This window comes from Oceanobacillus sp. FSL K6-0118 (assembly GCF_038006665.1).
Taxonomy (GTDB): Bacteria; Bacillota; Bacilli; order Bacillales; family Amphibacillaceae; genus Oceanobacillus; species Oceanobacillus caeni.
Genome location: NZ_JBBOVR010000006.1, coordinates 1 through 18127 on the forward strand (window position 1 = coordinate 1; position 18127 = coordinate 18127).

General features: G+C 38.1%; 15 protein-coding genes and 1 pseudogene. 11 read left to right on the top strand and 5 right to left on the bottom strand.

Going from position 1 to position 18127, the window contains the following annotated elements:
- Both MHI02_RS18350 and MHI02_RS18355 read left to right on the top strand, forming a co-directional pair.
- Nucleotides 1-205, top strand: a pseudogene (locus MHI02_RS18350) (hydroxyacid dehydrogenase); the annotation flags it as partial.
- 89 nt (nucleotides 206-294) lie between these two features.
- Nucleotides 295-1089, top strand: coding sequence for an IclR family transcriptional regulator (locus tag MHI02_RS18355; RefSeq protein WP_341166223.1), 795 nt, complete (start codon nucleotides 295-297; stop codon nucleotides 1087-1089).
- Between the two features lie 118 nt (nucleotides 1090-1207).
- Here the strand turns inward: MHI02_RS18355 and MHI02_RS18360 are convergent, their stop codons facing one another.
- Entirely contained in the window at nucleotides 1208-2566 is a 1359-nt protein-coding gene (locus MHI02_RS18360) for an Nramp family divalent metal transporter (RefSeq protein WP_186301041.1), read from the bottom strand.
- A 332-nt stretch (nucleotides 2567-2898) separates the two neighbouring features.
- Between MHI02_RS18360 and MHI02_RS18365 the strand changes: the two genes are divergently transcribed.
- Nucleotides 2899-3165 (top strand): type II toxin-antitoxin system Phd/YefM family antitoxin, encoded by a 267-nt coding sequence (locus MHI02_RS18365; protein ID WP_047185952.1) that lies wholly within the window; start codon nucleotides 2899-2901, stop codon nucleotides 3163-3165.
- A 90-nt stretch (nucleotides 3166-3255) separates the two neighbouring features.
- Here MHI02_RS18365 and MHI02_RS18370 read toward each other — a convergent pair whose 3' ends face one another.
- On the bottom strand, nucleotides 3256-4254 hold the full coding sequence (locus MHI02_RS18370; RefSeq protein ID WP_145523590.1) for an LLM class flavin-dependent oxidoreductase: 999 nt from the start codon (nucleotides 4252-4254) through the stop codon (nucleotides 3256-3258).
- A gap of 146 nt (nucleotides 4255-4400) precedes the next feature.
- Between MHI02_RS18370 and MHI02_RS18375 the strand changes: the two genes are divergently transcribed.
- Nucleotides 4401-4676, top strand: a complete 276-nt coding sequence (locus MHI02_RS18375) for a hypothetical protein (protein ID WP_145523591.1) — start codon at nucleotides 4401-4403, stop codon at nucleotides 4674-4676.
- Nucleotides 4677-4936: 260 nt separating this feature from the next.
- Here the strand turns inward: MHI02_RS18375 and MHI02_RS18380 are convergent, their stop codons facing one another.
- Nucleotides 4937-6040 (bottom strand): GntR family transcriptional regulator, encoded by a 1104-nt coding sequence (locus MHI02_RS18380; RefSeq protein WP_047185955.1) that lies wholly within the window; start codon nucleotides 6038-6040, stop codon nucleotides 4937-4939.
- Nucleotides 6041-6399: 359 nt separating this feature from the next.
- Here MHI02_RS18380 and MHI02_RS18385 point away from each other — a divergent pair, with 359 nt between their 5' ends.
- The 5 genes from MHI02_RS18385 (at nucleotide 6400) to MHI02_RS18405 (ending at nucleotide 13015) form a co-directional block, all read left to right on the top strand.
- Nucleotides 6400-8007, top strand: coding sequence for a xylulokinase (locus MHI02_RS18385; protein WP_341166224.1), 1608 nt, complete (start codon nucleotides 6400-6402; stop codon nucleotides 8005-8007).
- Between the two features lie 21 nt (nucleotides 8008-8028).
- The gene (locus tag MHI02_RS18390; protein ID WP_047185957.1) at nucleotides 8029-8727 is read left to right on the top strand and encodes an L-ribulose-5-phosphate 4-epimerase; all 699 of its coding nucleotides are present in this window, start codon (nucleotides 8029-8031) and stop codon (nucleotides 8725-8727) included.
- A gap of 33 nt (nucleotides 8728-8760) precedes the next feature.
- The gene (araA, locus tag MHI02_RS18395) at nucleotides 8761-10185 is read left to right on the top strand and encodes an L-arabinose isomerase (RefSeq protein ID WP_204797719.1); all 1425 of its coding nucleotides are present in this window, start codon (nucleotides 8761-8763) and stop codon (nucleotides 10183-10185) included.
- Between the two features lie 315 nt (nucleotides 10186-10500).
- Complete coding sequence (locus tag MHI02_RS18400; RefSeq protein WP_047185959.1) at nucleotides 10501-11895, top strand: sugar porter family MFS transporter; 1395 nt, start codon at nucleotides 10501-10503, stop codon at nucleotides 11893-11895.
- A 73-nt stretch (nucleotides 11896-11968) separates the two neighbouring features.
- A complete protein-coding gene (locus MHI02_RS18405) occupies nucleotides 11969-13015 on the top strand; it encodes an aldose epimerase family protein (RefSeq protein WP_047185960.1) in 1047 nt (348 codons plus the stop codon).
- 416 nt (nucleotides 13016-13431) lie between these two features.
- Here MHI02_RS18405 and MHI02_RS18410 read toward each other — a convergent pair whose 3' ends face one another.
- Both MHI02_RS18410 and cudC read right to left on the bottom strand, forming a co-directional pair.
- Nucleotides 13432-14331: a glycine betaine ABC transporter substrate-binding protein gene (locus MHI02_RS18410; protein ID WP_047185961.1), complete on the bottom strand. Its 900-nt coding sequence runs from the start codon at nucleotides 14329-14331 to the stop codon at nucleotides 13432-13434.
- Nucleotides 14332-14360: 29 nt separating this feature from the next.
- The gene (gene cudC, locus MHI02_RS18415; RefSeq protein ID WP_047185962.1) at nucleotides 14361-14906 is read right to left on the bottom strand and encodes a choline uptake/conversion transcriptional regulator CudC; all 546 of its coding nucleotides are present in this window, start codon (nucleotides 14904-14906) and stop codon (nucleotides 14361-14363) included.
- A gap of 234 nt (nucleotides 14907-15140) precedes the next feature.
- Between cudC and betB the strand changes: the two genes are divergently transcribed.
- Both betB and MHI02_RS18425 read left to right on the top strand, forming a co-directional pair.
- Nucleotides 15141-16610, top strand: a complete 1470-nt coding sequence (gene betB / locus MHI02_RS18420) for a betaine-aldehyde dehydrogenase (RefSeq protein WP_341166225.1) — start codon at nucleotides 15141-15143, stop codon at nucleotides 16608-16610.
- A 92-nt stretch (nucleotides 16611-16702) separates the two neighbouring features.
- Nucleotides 16703-17911, top strand: a complete 1209-nt coding sequence (locus MHI02_RS18425) for an iron-containing alcohol dehydrogenase (protein ID WP_060667694.1) — start codon at nucleotides 16703-16705, stop codon at nucleotides 17909-17911.
- Nucleotides 17912-18127: the final 216 nt, after the last annotated feature.

Here is an 18127-nt window from a genome sequence, read left to right on the forward strand (position 1 = left end):
GATAGAACCTCCCTCACCTAACCATCCATTTTTTGAATTAGAAGAAGTGATTGTAACACCACATATAGGTGGAATTAGCGAGGAGGCAGCCAAGACTACATCAACAGTAATTGTGGAAAATCTCTTAAAGGTATTGAATGGGGATAGGGTGCCTACGATTGCGAATGAAAAACAATTGATCATGAAGGGGATGGATGCTTTCTAATTTATCAGTTGGGATGAAGAAAAAACTTCTGATGAAAGTCTCCTTTATCACCTTATACAATGGGAGAGGAAAGAAATGAGGTAATCCGTATGAGCCAGAGCCTTGTAAAAGCGATAAAAATATTAGATTGTTTCTCTACAAAAGCTGAATTATCCCTTATCGAGTTAGTAGAATTGTCTGGTTTACCTAAAACGACCGTGTTTCGCCTCCTATCATCATTAGAAGAAACAGGGTTAGTGGTAAAGGTGAAAAATACTAGTCACGATGTTAAATTTCGCTTAGGTCTTAAACTATTGGAATATGGTAATTACGTAAACGAGCAAATTGAATATCGAAAAATAGCCTTACCGCACATGATGGAGCTAAATGAAACATTAAATGAACTTGTTCACTTGACGGTAGTGGAAAAAGAAGAGGCTGTCTATGTAGAAAAAATAGATAGCACCAAACCGGTTCGTTTAGTCATTGAAAAAGGTAGAAGATCTCCTCTTTATGCTGGGTCGGCACCGAAATTATTACTAGCAAGTATGGATGATGCAGTCATTGATTCATATCTCGAAAAAGTAACGATAAAACAAATTACAAAAAACACGATTCGTAATGTAGCTGAATTAAAAGAGGAAATTCGCAAAATTAGAGAACAAGGTTATTCTTTTAGTCGTTCCGAGCATTTTAAAAATACGATGGGATTCTCTTTTCCAATTTATGATCGGAATGGGAATACAATTGCGGCAATCGGAGTAAGTATTTCATCAAACGACTACTCAGAGGAACGCGGAAAAGTCATTATAGAAAAGACGAGAAAAGCAGCACGAAATATATGGAAAGATATGGGGTGGGACCCGGATTCTTGTCCTTCTAAGCTAATTTTTGGAAATAGATAATGATTTTACCCCACCTCATGCTTCTGGGGAACAAAGAAGGTAGGTCGTAAAGACTCGATAAGTGCAACTAACCTTCAGTGGGGGATGAAGGGAATCCCCCCACTGATGGAAATTTTCTTTATCCTAAATCATGTCCTGTCACGATAATATAACCCACAAGAAAAATGTTTAATACGATAATGACACCTGTGATGATCCAAGCTAGAACCTTTACCCAGTTACTGTTGGCGAAAATCCCCATTTTTTCCTTGCTGTTTGTAAAGAGAACAAGGGGTACAATGGCGAATGGCAGCTGCAGGCTTAGAATAACCTGACTCCATAACAGAAGGTCAGCTGTCCCGCGAGAACCGGCAATCCATGTCACGATAAATGCTGGAATAACAGCAATCAATCGAGTGATGATCCGACGAAGCCACGGTGAGATGCGCAGATGAATAAAGCCTTCCATTACAATTTGCCCGGATAGCGTTCCAGTAATGGTAGAGTTTTGACCCGAAGCAAGCAGGGCAACTGCGAACAGTGTACTTGCTATTCCTACGCCAATCGTTGGGCTTAAGAGTTTGTAGGCCTCTTCAATTTCGGAGACTTGACTACCTAAGCCGTGAAATGCAGAAGCACCGAGAATTAGGATTGCTGAATTGATTAAAAATGCTACAGTTAAGGAAAAAGTAGAATCCATAACTGAAAATTTTATTGCCTCTTTCTTGCCATTATCGTCCCGCTTGTATTGGCGAGTTTGTACAATGGAAGAATGAAGGTATAGATTATGTGGCATAACCGTTGCTCCAAGTATACCTAATGCAATAAAGAGCATTCCCGGATTTGTCACAATTTCCTTGCTAGGGATATAGCCTTCCAGGAGATCAGCAATAACTGGTTTGGAGGCAATAACTTCAAATACAAAGACACCGAAAATGGTTACCATTAGGACGATGACAATGGATTCGATTATCCGGAACCCCTTTTTTTGCAGAAGTAAAAGTAAGAGTACATCTAGCGTTGTAATGAGAATCCCGACCGTCAAAGGAATGCCAAACAGCAAATTTAATGCGATAGCTGAACCGATTACTTCCGCTAGATCTGTTGCAATAATAGCAAGTTCCGTTAAGATCCATAGCACAAAGGCTGTCTTTTTCCCTGTCGCGTCCCTTGTTGCTTGGGCGAGGTCACGACCTGTCACGATTCCCAGTTTAGCTGATAAAGTTTGTAGCAGAATGGCCATTAAATTTGCAATCAAAATGACGGACAATAGAGTATATCCAAACCGTGCACCGCCGGCAATCGATGTGGCCCAGTTTCCGGGGTCAACATACCCAACGGCAACAAGGGAACCTGGTCCCGCGAATGCAAAAAATTTACGCCAAAATCCAGCATTTGCTGGAATCTTTACGCTATTATTTACTTCCTCCAGACTAATATTTGAACTTTGTTTTAACCAACCGCCTTTTTTCTCTTGCTGTTGTTTATCCTTGCGCATATTTATCCCTTCTAAGAAAAGTTCTAGTATGTTAATTAGGTTTGTTTAAGGCAAAAGTACTATAAAATTAAAAGTTATAAATTATATATACCCTTTAATTTACCCATTAAATCCCGCATTAGTCACAACATCATTTTTATTACGAAATACTTTTTTTCGGTCATCATTCAAAAAAACGTTTGATTTAGGATGGAATATTGAAAGAGTAAGGACAACGGTAACGTATGATAATAACCTTATCGTAAAAATATGTATGGGTAGATCATATATTGTTAACTGTACATAAAGATGCTATAATTTAGGCACAAAAATGAACCGAGGAGATGCTTTTTTTGCCTGAAATTCGCCCGATAAAGGAATTAAGAAATACAACTGAAATATCTGAACTGTGTCATCAAATCAAGGAACCAGTTTTCATTACGAAGAATGGGTATGGTGATTTAGTGATTATGAGTATGGAAACTTATGAAGACTCGTTAGGAAAGCTAGAATTATATCAAAAGTTAGCTGAGGGAGAAGCACAAATTGAAAACGGGGAAAATCTTCTAAATGGTGAAGCAGTATTTAAGAACTTGAAGAAAAAACATGGTGGAGAATAAGAGAAAAAGCCAAGCACGATCAACATGTTTGGCTCTTTAACAGTTGTATTGATTAGATTTTGACAAGGAGGAACTGTTTCTGTCCTTTTGTTAAAGTTCAAACTCCTTAGCCAACAACCGCACCACATTCTTCCTATTTTTAATTCCAGAAACATTCGGTATCACCATAATTTCATCGGCATCATAAGCTTCAGCAATTTTTATCATTTCTTCTTTTGCGTGTTTGGCTGTTCCAACGATCATTCGCTTTCGGTTTCCTTTTACTTTTTGTGCTTCAATAGAGCTAAAGCCACGTTTCTTTGCTGTTTGAACAGATGGGTAATAAGGTGGTTGGTTATCTGATTCAATAAAATGTAACCATAGATCAAATGCTTTTGCTAGATCCTCCGCTTCCTTCTCTGTTTCCCCAACTACTGCAAAGACCGCAACAATTGTCTTTGGTTGTTTTAGAAAAGTGGAAGCTTGAAAGTGATCACGGTAGCTCTTTGCAACTTGGGTTCCTTTTATTCCAGGCTTTGTGAAGTGTGCAAACACATATCCTAAGCCTAGTTTCGCAGCAACTTCCGCACCTTTTTCACCAGTTCCGAGCATCCACATTTCAGGTTTTGTAGGAACTTTTGGAGTGGCAATCAAGGATTGAAAACGGTGTTCGTCTTCTATATTATCGGTAAAATATTTTTTCAAATCCATTACTTGTTGTTCATAGGATGTTTTCTTAGTCTTCCCTTCATTCAATGCTTGGTTTACGATGCGAAAACTTGGTGATCTACCAATTCCAAGGTCCATTCGATTGGGATGAAGAGCTTCCATCATTCGAAAGTTTTCCGCGACTTTGTAACTACTGTAATGTGGAAGCATGACACCACCTGATCCAATGCGTATGTCATTCGTTGAGGATGCCAAGTGCATCATCAACATTTCCGGACTGCTATTCGCTACAGAATCTACAAAGTGATGCTCGGATACCCAAAATCGTTTGTATCCTAGTGCTTCTGCATATTTTGCAAGTTCTGTCGTTTCCCATAATGCATCATGTGCGTTGTTGCCTTCATCAATTGGTGAATAATCCAATATGCCTAAAGAAATCATGGTTGTGTGCTCCTTTTTACATAGCTTTATTCTATGTTAACGCATTGAAAGAGGGCGGACAATGAAAAAGAGCCGTGGTTCCTTGTTCCAATAGAAGTAAAGGATCCTAGGTCAGAACATATAATAAATCTTGAGGTGATGTTAAGATGAATCCTTTAAGCGAACATACAAAGCAAGAATTATTTCATGCTCTTAATGGAAAACAATCTGGAGTTTTTGTTGTGGATGGTAAGTTAATTTCTATTGAGATTGAAAATAATGATTTGAGTTCACAAGATGATTTAGGGAAAGAAGATTTATCCCAAGAAATTGAGGAATACCCGGAGCTAAAAGAATCATTGACCAGGTATTTAGATAATCCAGGTATGAAACGATACACTGGTAGTGAGCTCAGGCAAAAGCGTTATGAGAAAAGAAGATAATAGGGAGTATTAAGTCCTTTTTACGGAAGAATTCGAATGATGTTTGGATAATATCCAACAGTTTTTCTTTGAGCAAGGAGCATGAAATGAATTTATTAGGAGATTATGAGCAATTCATTCTAAAACATTTTCTGCACTGTCCTAATTCTATAACGGACGATTTATTCGAACTTACTTAAATAAAAAGTCACTTTAGCTAAGTACCTAAAGTAACTTTTGGGTTTGTATAATATACGGATATACCGGGGTAAATGAACGTACTACAACGATTTGACTTCCAACTCTTTTACCGTTTCTCCTTCAATTAGTTCAGGTTGATAATAGTGTTCATTTGGTAAATCTTTCTTTCCTTGCAATTTCTTAATGACCCAATCTGCTGCATCACGTCCCATTTGTTCCTGCGGGTGTGTTAATGTGGTTAGTTTGATATTAGCATTTTTGGCAATATAAGAATTATCTTGACCAATAATAGATAGTTCTTCTGGGATAGATATATCAAGTTGTCTGCACAAATTTGCCACTATAAACCCTATTTCATCGTTATAGCAAACAATTGCTGTTAAAATGTCTCTATTTTTATTTAGAAACTCCCTCAAGTTCGCATATAAGCATGGCTTTGTCTCTGTATCGTACGAAAAAACATGCTCTGGTTGAAATTGTAGCTTGTTTTCCCCGAGAGCCTTTATATAGCCTTTTCTTCGATATTTCCCTTGTAAATCATCTGTTTTTGAAATTAACCCAATTTGCGAATGTCCTTTTAAAATTAATTCGTTTGTTGCTAGATAACTGGACTGTACGTCATCGAGGCATAAGAAAGGAACATCTAGTTCTTCATAGTAAGCATTGATCATGATGAACGGAATATTCTGTTCCATAAATGATAGGTAATAGGCGATATTGGGATTGTATAAATTGCTTTTTGTAGGTTCGACAATCAAACCGTCCACTCCGTAGGATAGCATCATTTCCAAAGCCTTTTTTTCTTGTTCTACATCATTATTTGTACTAGCTAGTAGCAAAGAGAAGTTGTCCTCATTTAATCTTCCTTCAATTCCACGAATAATAGACGGGAAAATGTAATCTGAAATATAGGTTGTGATTACACCAATTGTTTTATTATTGGAATTTCCGCCAGATCTGAATTGATATTCATTACTAACATACGTACCAGATCCTTTTTCACTTCTTAGAAATCCCTCATTTGATAGTTCTAAAATAGCCTTTCGAACAGTATGTCGGCTTACATTGTATATTTCTTGTAAAGATGACTCAGTAGGAATTTTTTCTAATACGTTGTACTCTCCTGAAAGTATTTTACTTTTTATATCATCCTTAATGACTTGATATTGATATTTGGGTTTCATGTTGCTCACTTCCTTTATTGTTCACATTTCGATGGAATTATTCAAGGTGCTTGTCTGTACATATTTTGCCATAGTTTTCAAGTAATGAAAAGAATTAAACTTATTATTAAAGAGTTTATACTCAATCTTACTTTTCTGTGATCTTATCAATCTTGTAGGGAAAATACCTTAAATTTTAACAATTAAAGAGGGGAGTAGAGAAATTCCGGCTCTAAACTTGTGTGTATATAAAATAATTATATTGACAAATGTACGTACAACATTCATACTGAAATTGTAAAAGAAAATATAAATTGAGTAAAAATTAAAGCGCCTTCTTTTGTCCGTGGTTTTAAAGTTGTGTTAGAGAGGGGATTAACGTGAATACAAATCAAGTGAACATCAAGAAAGCGATTACTAAGGGAGAAACCTCACTTGGAATCGAATTTGGATCTACACGTATAAAGGCAGTATTAATAGATAACCGTTTTGAAACAATTGCATCTGGAAGTTATGAATGGGAGAATCGTTTGGAAAATGGATTTTGGACGTACAACTTAGTGGATATTATCACTGGTTTACAAACAGCCTATAGTGAAATGAAGCAAGAAGTTGAACGGAATTATGGAGTTACCATTCGGACAATCGGTTCCATTGGTTTTTCGGGAATGATGCATGGGTATATGGCCTTTGATAAAACTGGTGAGCTACTTGTTCCGTTTCGTACTTGGCGTAATACAACAACTAGCGTTGCGGCAAAAGAACTTACTGATTTGTTCCAATTCAATATACCCGAAAGGTGGAGTATAGCTCATCTCTATCAAGCAATATTAAATGAAGAGAAACATTTGTCACGTATTGACTTTATGACTACTTTAGCTGGATTTATTCACTGGTTACTTACTGGAGAAAAAGTCATCGGTATTGGAGATGCTTCTGGCATGTTCCCAATTGATGAATCAACGAAAGATTACAATGAATCCATGATTAAGCAGTTCGATGAAAAAATATCTCATAAAAATTTTCCTTGGAAGATTAAAGATATTCTTCCTAAGGTTTATAACGGGGGAGAGCAGGCAGGTAAATTAACTGAAATTGGAGCAAAAATCCTAGACAGATCACAAAATTTACAACCAGGTATTCCACTCTGCCCTCCTGAAGGTGATGCGGGAACAGGTATGGTTGCTACGAATAGTGTGAGGAAACGTACAGGAAATGTTTCAGTAGGGACTTCCGTTTTTTCCATGATTGTATTAGAGAAGGAAATATCAAAAGTTTATCCTGAAATTGATTTGGTTATGACGCCAAATGGAAGCCCGGTTGCAATGGTTCATGCAAATAACTGTTCAAGTGATCTTAATGCTTGGCTTGGATTGTTCCGTGAATTTTCTGAGGCAATGGGGCAAGAGGTGGAATCGAATCAATTATTCGAGGTGATGTTGAACAAGGCCTTGGAAGCGGATCCAGATGGTGGTGGTTTGCTTAGCTATGGTTATTTATCGGGTGAAAATATAACAGGTTTGGCAAAAGGACGGCCATTGTTTGTTCGCTTTCCGGAAAGTAACTTTAACTTAGCTAATTTTATGCGAACACATCTTTTTACGGCATTTGGAGCCTTGAAAATTGGGATGGATATTTTGACGAGGAAAGAAAACGTTGCCATTGATGGTGTTTTAGCTCATGGTGGTTTATTTAAAACACCTGTAGTCGGACAAAAGATTGTTGCAGCTGCAATGAATGTTCCCGTTTCTGTAATGGAAACAGCTGGGGAAGGTGGTGCGTGGGGAATGGCGCTACTTGCTTCTTACATGTTGAATAGGGACATAAATGAAAGTCTAGAGGACTTCCTCGATGAAAAAGTTTTTAAAGGTGTCGAAGGGAAGGGAATTTATCCTGATGGGATTGACGTTGAAGGATTTGAAGAATTTATCAAGCGATACAAAAAAGGTTTAGTGATTGAAGAGGTTGCTGTAGCTAATTTGATATAAGAAGAAACGGGAGGGATTAATGTGTTAGAACAATTGAAGGAAGAAGTATTTCAAGCCAATTTAGACCTGCCAAAACACGGACTCGTAAAATACACATGGGGAAATGCAAGTGCTTTTGATCGAGATAGCGGATTGTTTGTTATCAAACCGAGTGGTGTGGATTATAAAACGATGAAAGCTAGCGATATGGTAGTTGTTGATCTAGGGGGAAAAGTTGTGGAAGGTGAGTTGAACCCATCATCAGATACTCCAACCCACGCCGTACTTTATAAACATTTTCCCGAAATCGGTGGTATTGTTCACACTCATTCCACTTGGGCAACGATTTGGGCTCAAGCTGGTCTTGATGTTCCGGCGATGGGAACCACTCATGCAGACACATTCTATGGGGCTGTACCATGTGCTCGCTACTTGACACAAGAGGAGATTGACCGTGGATATGAAACGGAAACAGGTCATGTCATTATTGAAACATTTGAAGAGCGTGGGTTAGATGTTCTTGCAGTTCCGGGTGTTTTACTTCACGGCCATGCTCCATTTACTTGGGGGAAAGATGTTCAATCAGCAGTAATGAATAGTGTTGTACTAGAGGAAGTTTCAAAGATGAATTTATTTGCACGTGAATTAAACAGTTTTGCTGAAGAGTTACCACAAAGGATTTTAGACAAACATTATCTACGGAAACACGGAAAAGATGCTTATTATGGACAAAAGAAATAAACGAAACTATTAAACTACGAAAAGAGGATTATTATGTCAACAATGGAAAAAAAGGAATTTTGGTTTGTTGTAGGTTCGCAACATCTTTATGGAGAGGAAGCATTGGCTGGGGTTAAAGCAAATGCACAAAAAATAACGGATGCCTTAAATGAAAGCGGTACTTTACCATATCCGCTTGTATTGCAAGATTTAGCTGTAAGTGCGGAACAAATCACAAACACGATGAAAGAAATTAACTATCGTGATGAAGTTGCAGGTGTTATTACTTGGATGCATACTTTTTCACCTGCAAAAATGTGGATTCGTGGAACAAAATTATTACAAAAACCGTTGCTTCATTTAGCAACACAATTTAATGAAAGTATTCCATGGCAAACGATTGATATGGATTTTATGAATCTAAACCAAGCAGCTCATGGTGACCGTGAATATGGTTTTATCAATGCCCGTTTAAATAAACAAAATAAAGTTGTTGTCGGATATTGGGAACGACCTGAAGTGAAACAGCAAATCGCGGAATGGATGGATGTTGCGGTTGCCTATAACGAAAGTTTTAACATTAAGGTCGCTCGTTTCGGTGATAACATGCGTAATGTTGCGGTTACGGATGGAGATAAGATTGAAGCACAAATTCAATTTGGTTGGACTGTAGACTACTTTGGTATTGGAGACTTAGTTCAATACGTCAATGCTGTTAAAGAAGAAGAAATTGATGCTTTATTTGCAGAATATGAAAATCTTTATGAATTTGATTATGGCACATACAGTAAGGAAGACTGGAAAGCCAGCGTAAAAGTACAAGCAAGCTATGAAATTGCGATTAAGCGTTTCCTTGATGATGGGGGTTATAATGCCTTCACTTCGAACTTTGAAGATTTATACGGTATGAAACAGCTTCCTGGTCTTGCAGTACAACGTTTGATGGCACAAGGATATGGCTTTGCTGGTGAAGGTGATTGGAAAACGGCAGCACTTGATCGTTTACTCAAAGTAATGAGTCATAACCAATCAACAGGTTTTATGGAAGACTACACATATGAATTAGCTAAAGGCCAAGAATCTATCCTTCAATCACATATGCTTGAAGTAGACCCAACTTTAGCAAGTAACAAACCAAAAATTATTGTATCTCCATTAGGGATTGGTGATCGTGAAGATCCTGCACGTTTAGTATTTGATGGAAAAGCAGGGGATGGTGTCGTTGTTTCCATGGCTGATTTTGGTACTCATTTCAAACTTTTAATCAATGAAGTTTCTGCCTTTGAGCCAACTACTCCAGCACCAAATCTTCCAGTTGCTCGTGTGCTTTGGGAGGTAAAACCAAACTTCCATGATGGGGTTAAAGCGTGGATTGAAAATGGTGGTGGTCACCATACAGTTGTATCACTTAATTTAACAACAGACCAAATTGTAAGCTATGCAAAACTTGTTGACTTGGAATACGTAGTGATTAAGTAATGGCCTTTTTCTCCAAGGAGGTACTACCTCCTTGGAGGATGAAAATAGGTATTCCGAGGGTTAAAAATAGAAATAGAAACCATTAGATATTAATAAGTCTCTTTCTACTTGTAAGCGCAATCGCTAAACTTAAGGGAATATGAACGCGCTTAATATCAAAGAAGGAAACGAAGGAGATACGGATTTAACTTAATAAATAATCTAGTATGAAATACTAGCATGTATTTACAGTAAGAAAATATTTTGATTGTTTTTTAAAGTCGAATTTTTATTGGAGAGATTTAAATAAATATTACCCTTGGGGAGGGAATTTTTATGGTTCATGAAAAGAAAATATCAAGTGGCTTTATTTATTTCTTTGGAGCTTTTGGAGGCATTCTCTTTGGTTATGATATCGGCGTAATGACAGGCGCTTTGCCTTTTCTACAACATGATTGGAATCTTCAAAACAATCCTAGTGCTGTTGGCTGGATTACCTCTTCGTTGATGTTAGGAGCTATTTTTGGAGGTGCCTTGGCCGGTCAACTTTCTGATCGTCTTGGACGGCGGAAAATGATTTTAATATCCTCTATCATTTTTGCTATCGGATCCATTTTGGCAGGAATATCTCCTCACAATGGGATCATTTTTATGATTTTTGCTCGAATTTTATTAGGATTAGCAGTTGGTGCTGCTTCTGCATTGGTTCCAGCTTATATGTCAGAAATGGCACCCGCACGTTTACGTGGACGTCTGTCAGGAATTAATCAAACCATGATTGTTTCTGGAATGTTGCTATCGTACGTCGTTGCTTTTTTATTGAAAGACTTACCGGGAACAATGGCATGGCGGTTGATGCTTAGTTTGGCTGCTGTACCTGCTTTGATCCTATTTATTGGAGTGTTAAGGTTACCTGAATCACCACGTTTCTTAATTAAAAATAACAAAATTGATGAAGCACGTAAGGTATTAAGCTTTATTCGCCCTAACAAAGAACAAATTGATTCTGAAATAATGCAAATTCAAGAAACTTCCAAACAGGAAACAAATGTAAATCAAAAAGCATCATGGGCTACACTCTTAAGTGGTAAATACCGCTACTTAGTAATTGCCGGTGTGGGTGTTGCCGCTTTTCAACAATTCCAGGGAGCAAACGCAATCTTTTATTACATTCCTTTGATTGTGGAAACTGCAACAGGAAATGAAGCCAGCTCCGCTTTGATGTGGCCAATTATTCAAGGAGTTATTCTTGTACTAGGTTCATTACTATTCCTACTGATAGCTGATAAATTTAATCGCCGTACTTTATTAACAGTAGGTGGAACGGTTATGGGACTATCCTTTATTTTGCCAGCGATACTGAATTTATTAATTCCTAATGCAAGTCCGATGATGATCGTTTTCTTTTTAAGTATCTATGTAGCATTTTATTCTTTCACATGGGCACCTTTAACGTGGGTTATCGTAGGAGAAATTTTCCCACTGGTCATTCGTGGGCGCGCTTCAGGATTAGCTTCATCGTTTAACTGGATTGGTTCCTTCATGGTTGGATTGCTATTTCCAATCATGACCGCTTCTATGGCACAGGAAGCTGTGTTTGCAATCTTTGGGGCAATTTGTTTACTTGGTGTCTTATTTATCCGGATACGTGTTCCTGAAACTCGAGGTCGCACCCTTGAGGAAATTGAAAAAGTCGGAGAAAGTAGAAAAGCAAAGGGGAAAAGTGCGTGAATAGGCCATGAGTCATGAGGACGGGTCCTGTGTCCCCGTTAGATATTACTTTTGATGTAAAGAAGGGAAAACCATGCAAGTAAAACAGGAAAACTTTGGGGAACTTAATAATCAGGCTGTATATTCTTTTACAATCAAAAATGACAGTGGTGCCGAACTAACCTGCATCAATTACGGATGCATTATTACTAAAATGATAGTACCGGACAAACAGGGTAATTTTGAAAACGTTGTCCTTGGATACGATACATTTGAGGAATATTTGAATGATTCATTATACCTTGGGGCTGTTGTTGGTCGCGTTAGTGGGAGGATAAAAGGCGCGCGGTTTGAATTGGATGGGCATTCTTACACACTTGAGAAGAATGAACAAAATAATCACATTCATGGTGGTATAAAAGGATTCAGTCGTGTTATCTGGGATGCCGAGGTGTTTAAAAAGGAAAACGAAGCTGGTGTTCATTTCAAGTATTTAAGCCCAGATGGTGAGGAAGGGTATCCAGGAAATGTAGCAATAAAGGTTACCTATACATTAAATAATGATAATGAACTAGTCATTACTTATGACGCTATTACAGATAAAAAAACACCTCTTGCGCTGACAAACCATTCTTATTTTAATTTAAGTGGCAACCTTAAACAGGATATTTTAAATCATACACTAAAACTAAAGAGTGATAAATTCTTAGAACTGGACCAAGAATTTATTCCAACTGGTACCATGTTAGATGTAAGCAATACCCCGTTTGATTTTACCGAGGAGAGGACCATTAAATCAGGTGCTGTCTCCAATCATCCGCAAAATATTCTAGTAGGGGAAGGTTATGACCATCCATTTCTTTTAAGTAGAAATCATGACGAAGAAATAATACTGAAGGATCCTGAAAGCGGAAGAATACTAATTGTGGAAACAGACGAGGTTGGTGTTGTTGTCTATTCTGGTAATTCAATAAGTGATAAAGGCTATATCCGAGATGTTCCATCGAGGAAACATCTTGGGATTTGTCTTGAAACACAAGGTCTTCCAGATGCTATTCATCACCCTACATTTCCATCAATAATTATTAATAAGGAACAAAAATATAACTCGGTAACAAAATACAAATTCGGTGTTGAGTGAGCAATGGGGAAAGATCCCTTGTCCTGTTTGGTGAATTACCAGGCAACTGATGCATTATTCTATTTGTTCATTTGAACTGGATTGATTAGGCAATTAAAGCAACTACCAAAAAAAGAAGTAATCACCCTTCACCATGCGGGGTAATTACTTCTTTTTAGTACTTACATTCATCACGTCTTAACTGGCTGTAAGACCCTACGTCAAGAATTCGAGTTAACCAAGAAATCTAAGTGGGGTCGGGCAGCCAGTAGCGCCCTGATAAGTTCAACTAACAATCAGTGGGTGATGCAAGAACCCCCCCACTGATTGATTTTCACTTTATAGTTTATTAGCCACTATTTTGTTGTCATAGTTACCGACCTGTTTGAGTGTGATGTAGTTTTACAGATAAAACTAGGACACGAAGAACCCTAGCTCTATTTCACCCACTCATTCACCAATTCCTCGTTATCCTCAATCCATTTTTCAGCACCAACCATTGGATCCTCTCCATTTTCTTCTGCTTCATTCACATAGCTCATTAACTCACCGACCGATTGATCATCCATTTTCCAGTTTTTTATCCATTCACTCACTTCTGGAAAGTCTTCAGCAAATCCAAGGCGGGTTGCATGGTAAATCTTTTCGACTCCTCCATAGACTTCTTTAGGATCTTCCAAATATTTTAAGTCTAATTCGGAGAAGACGCGATGTGGATTCCATAGTGGTGCAACAATGGGTTCTTTATTTTCCGTGGCAGCTTCTATTTCTGTTAACATTGCAGGTTCTGAACTGGAAAGTAACTCGTAATCCAGATCATATTCCTCAATGACTTCTTCAGTAACAAGCATGGTACCTGCACCCGGGTCAAATCCGGTAATCTCTCCTTGGAATAATTCGCTATTTTTCTTCAAGTCTTCTATACTATTGATCTCCTCTAAATAACTAGGAACAACTAATCCTACTTTCGCATTATCATACCAAGTTTCTTCAGAGAAGTTAACCTTATCCTTATACTGTTCCACATATTCTTTATCTTGAACAGGTAACCAAACTTCCAAATTAATATCTAGTGCATCATTTTCTAATGCAGCCATTTGGGTTCCCATATCAAGTAGGTGAAATTTGACCTCATAACCTTCTTCTTCAAGAATAACCTTCCACATATTCGTTACAGCTATATTTTCTGCCCAGCTGATTTGCCCGATATTAATGGTTCCTTTTGACGCCTCGTCTTCTTGGTTTGCTGATGTTGTGCCGTTTGATCCCCCACAGGCACTAAGTAACACCATAAGTCCGATTGTGATAAGCCATATTTTCCCCTTTTTAAAATACATGTTTAAGCATCTCTCCCTTTAAATTAGTTTTATTCTTTTGGTAAAAATGTATAAATTTCTTCTGTTCGAATACTTTCTACCAATTTTTCAAGCCAACGATAATATACCTTGGATTGATCCAATAAATCGTAATTTTTCTTTGCCTCATCACGAATATCCTCGGAGATTGACTCGTCTTCATAAATTTCTAGCAAAAGTTTTTCTGCCTCTGCTATGGCCTCCATGTTTAATTTCACTTCACGTTCCCACATCTGACAAAAATAAGCCATAAAGGAATGGAAAAAGTCCTTCTCTGCCGCATACGTATGTTTTCTTGTACCACGCTGAAATTTTTTCTTTACCATTTCAATTTGTTGTAGTTTTCGAACATTGGTACTCATACTCGGCTTACTCATACCTAATTCTTCACGCATTTCATCAAGGTTCATTTGATCTTTAAAATACATCGTGGCATAAATCTTTCCTGCTGCAGGAGTAACCCCATATAAATCCATTGTTTCGGAAATTGCCTCTATCACTCGATCTTGCGCATATTCTAACTTTTCTCTTGCCCTCTCAACACATGCTTTATCCAATATAAATCCTCCAAATTTAAAACGTTGTTCACTAAATTAAATTTTTTCTTAACAAACTTAATATTAAACAAATATGAAAAAATGTCAAACACTATACCTAAATAATTATCTGAAAAAAATTAATATTCCCCTTTGACAAAGGAAAATGTTTTGTGTTAGATTTAATTTGTTCAAAACATTAATTTTTTTCTTAACGAATTTAATTAAATTAACACGGATTGAGGAGGGGATAGATTGGATATTAAGAAAAACTACATAAATGGCGAATGGGTTCCTGCCCTCTCTGGTGAAGTAAGAGAAATTATTAACCCATATAATCAAGAAGTCATTGCTGTTGTTTCGGAAAGTAAGGAAGAAGATACAAAACTAGCAATCTCTGCTGCAAGGGATGCATTTGATCAAGGCGAATGGTCGAATACGTCCGCTACAGAACGCGGACGTATCGTTGCCAAGATTGCACAGTTCATTGAAAGGGATAAAGAAGAATTGGCGGAGATGGAATCGCTTGATACTGGAAAAACAGTAGAGGAAAGTCGTGGCGACATGGATGATATCGCTGGTGTCTTCCGCTATTATGCAGAAATTGCTGATAAAGATGGCGGGGAAATCATTGATTCTCCCATTCCAAATACCATCAGTAAAATAGTGAAAGAGCCTGTTGGGGTTTGTGGACAAATAACTCCATGGAATTATCCATTATTACAGGCCTCATGGAAACTAGCACCAGCATTAGCTGCGGGAAACACGTTAATCATGAAACCAAGTGAGATTACTCCACTCACTACAGTGAAAGTTTTTGAATTAATGGAAGAGGCTGGTGTACCAAAAGGGGTTGTGAACCTCGTACTTGGTGCCGGCAATACAGTTGGTGCAGAACTTTCTGCTAATGACAATGTAGACCTTATTTCTTTTACCGGCGGAATCCAAACTGGAAAAGGGATTATGCGGGCGGCTAGTGGCAACATGAAAAAAATTGCACTTGAGCTCGGTGGAAAAAATCCGAATATCATTTTTGCGGATGCCGATTTTGAAACCGCAGTTGATCAAGCATTAAATGCCGTATTTTTCCATGCCGGTCAAATTTGCTCAGCTGGTACTCGTGTCATTGTCGAAGAATCGATTCATGACAAATTTGTTGAGGCACTTGTGGAACGCGTGAAAAACATCAAGCTTGGAAGCGGCTTTGATGAATCAACCCAAATGGGACCACTTATTTCAGAGACTCATTTAAATAAAGTCATAAATTATGTGGAAAAAGGTATCAAAGAAGGCGCGAAAGTAGCAGTTGGTGGAGGACGTCCGACTGACCCAGAATTGCAAAAGGGATTTTTCTATCTACCTACTGTTCTAACTGACTGCACAACGGACATGGATGTCGTACAGAACGAAGGCTTTGGTCCAGTTATTACCGTAGAAAAATTCTCAACAGAAGAAGAAGCTATTAAACTAGCAAATGATTCAATTTACGGATTATCTGGTGGAGTTTGGACAAAAGATATTGCCAAAGCGGAACGTTGTGTTTCTAAGATGCGCATGGGAACCGTTTGGATTAATGAATTTAATGTTTACTTCCCTCATGCACCATGGGGAGGCTATAAACAATCTGGTATCGGTCGCGAATTAGGTAAAACAGGTTTAGAAGAATATCAAGAAACCAAACATATTTTTCAAAATTTAGACCCACAGCCGATTAATTGGTTTTAAAAGATTGGTAGGGTTTTAGATTAGGTTCTTGAAGATTAGGCTAAAGTTCACAGAAGGAATACGGAATTTCGTAACTATTAGGAGGAATAAACATGAGTTTAAACATGAAAGTAGAACATATGTACAAATTTCACCAATTTGAATTACCAACTGCCATTAAGCACGGAATTGGCTCCATCAAGCATGTAGGGGAAGAAGTTAAAAATCTTGGCGTTACAAAAGCACTACTTGTAACGGACCCAGGAATTTATAATGCTGGCGTAACGAAACCAATTGAAAAGCACTTAAAAGAGGCTGGAGTGGAAGTAGTACTTTTTAATAAAGTAGAACCAAACCCTCCTGTACGTCTCATTGCGGAAGGATCTAATCTATATAAAGAGGAAAATTGCGATGGATTAGTCGCTGTTGGTGGAGGAAGCTCCATGGACACAGCAAAAGGGATTGGGGTAGAAGCAACTCATGAAGGTTCTGTATTAGATTACGAAGCAGCGGATGGAAAAAAACCATTAGAAAATCGCATCCCACCATTAACCACGATTCCAACAACTGCTGGAACTGGTTCAGAAGTTACACAATGGGCAGTTATTACAGATGAAGAGCGCGAATTTAAATTCAATACGGGTGGTCCATTGATCGCGGCACACTTAACGATTATTGATCCGGAATTACATGTTTCCATGCCACCACATGTTACGGCAATGACTGGTATTGATGCCCTGGCACATGCAATTGAATGCTACACCATGCATTATGCACAACCAGTAACAGATGCTGTTGCATTACTAGCGATGGAATATGTCGGAAAGTACATCCGCCGTGCCTATGCGGATGGTGGCGATATTGAAGCACGTTATGGAATGGCACAGGCAGCAATGCTAGCAGGATTATCTTATGGCAGTGAATCTGCAGGTGCAGCACATGCGATGTCCCAGACATTAGGTGGAATTATCCCAGTTGCTCACGGGCAATGTGTTGCCGCAATGATGGGGCCAGTTATGGAATACAACTGGAAAGGTCATCCAGCTAAATTTGCCCGTATTGCACAAGCTTTAGGCGTGAATACATTTGGAATGTCAACCGAAGAAGCAGCAAAAGCAGCTGTCAATGAGGTTTATCAATTAGTAGAAGATTTAGAAGTTCCGACACTAGAAGAACAAGGTGTATCACCAGAGATGATTGATCGTTTAGCAGAAGAAGCAATGAAGGATCCGCAAACGATCGGGAACCCAAGAGACCTAAACGTAGAAAATTACAAATGGATTTATAAACGTTGCTTTAATTTAACACCGAAAACATTATAAGAGCCATGGAGTGCCTGGCTTATTCTGAATTTCAAATAGATGGTGCAATACTTTTAGTGAGAACTAGAGTAATGCACTTTCTTTTTTTATGCTTTCCATAAGGATCGGAAGTATGGGATTCATTCTTTGATGACTTACCGAATGAGAGATCTTTTTCTAGATACGGTCACTCATTTGCATGATGAGTGACCAAGAGGGTACTTTTTATCTGGGTTC

Coding starts and splice junctions, on each gene's coding strand:
- MHI02_RS18425 (WP_060667694.1), top strand. CDS start 16,703: ATGAGTTTAAACATGAAAGTAGAACATATGTACAAATTTCACCAATTT.
- MHI02_RS18375 (WP_145523591.1), top strand. CDS start 4,401: ATGAATCCTTTAAGCGAACATACAAAGCAAGAATTATTTCATGCTCTT.
- MHI02_RS18355 (WP_341166223.1), top strand. CDS start 295: ATGAGCCAGAGCCTTGTAAAAGCGATAAAAATATTAGATTGTTTCTCT.
- MHI02_RS18405 (WP_047185960.1), top strand. CDS start 11,969: ATGCAAGTAAAACAGGAAAACTTTGGGGAACTTAATAATCAGGCTGTA.
- MHI02_RS18380 (WP_047185955.1), bottom strand. CDS start 6,040: ATGAAACCCAAATATCAATATCAAGTCATTAAGGATGATATAAAAAGT.
- MHI02_RS18410 (WP_047185961.1), bottom strand. CDS start 14,331: ATGTATTTTAAAAAGGGGAAAATATGGCTTATCACAATCGGACTTATG.
- MHI02_RS18400 (WP_047185959.1), top strand. CDS start 10,501: ATGGTTCATGAAAAGAAAATATCAAGTGGCTTTATTTATTTCTTTGGA.
- MHI02_RS18370 (WP_145523590.1), bottom strand. CDS start 4,254: ATGATTTCTTTAGGCATATTGGATTATTCACCAATTGATGAAGGCAAC.
- araA (WP_204797719.1), top strand. CDS start 8,761: ATGTCAACAATGGAAAAAAAGGAATTTTGGTTTGTTGTAGGTTCGCAA.
- MHI02_RS18360 (WP_186301041.1), bottom strand. CDS start 2,566: ATGCGCAAGGATAAACAACAGCAAGAGAAAAAAGGCGGTTGGTTAAAA.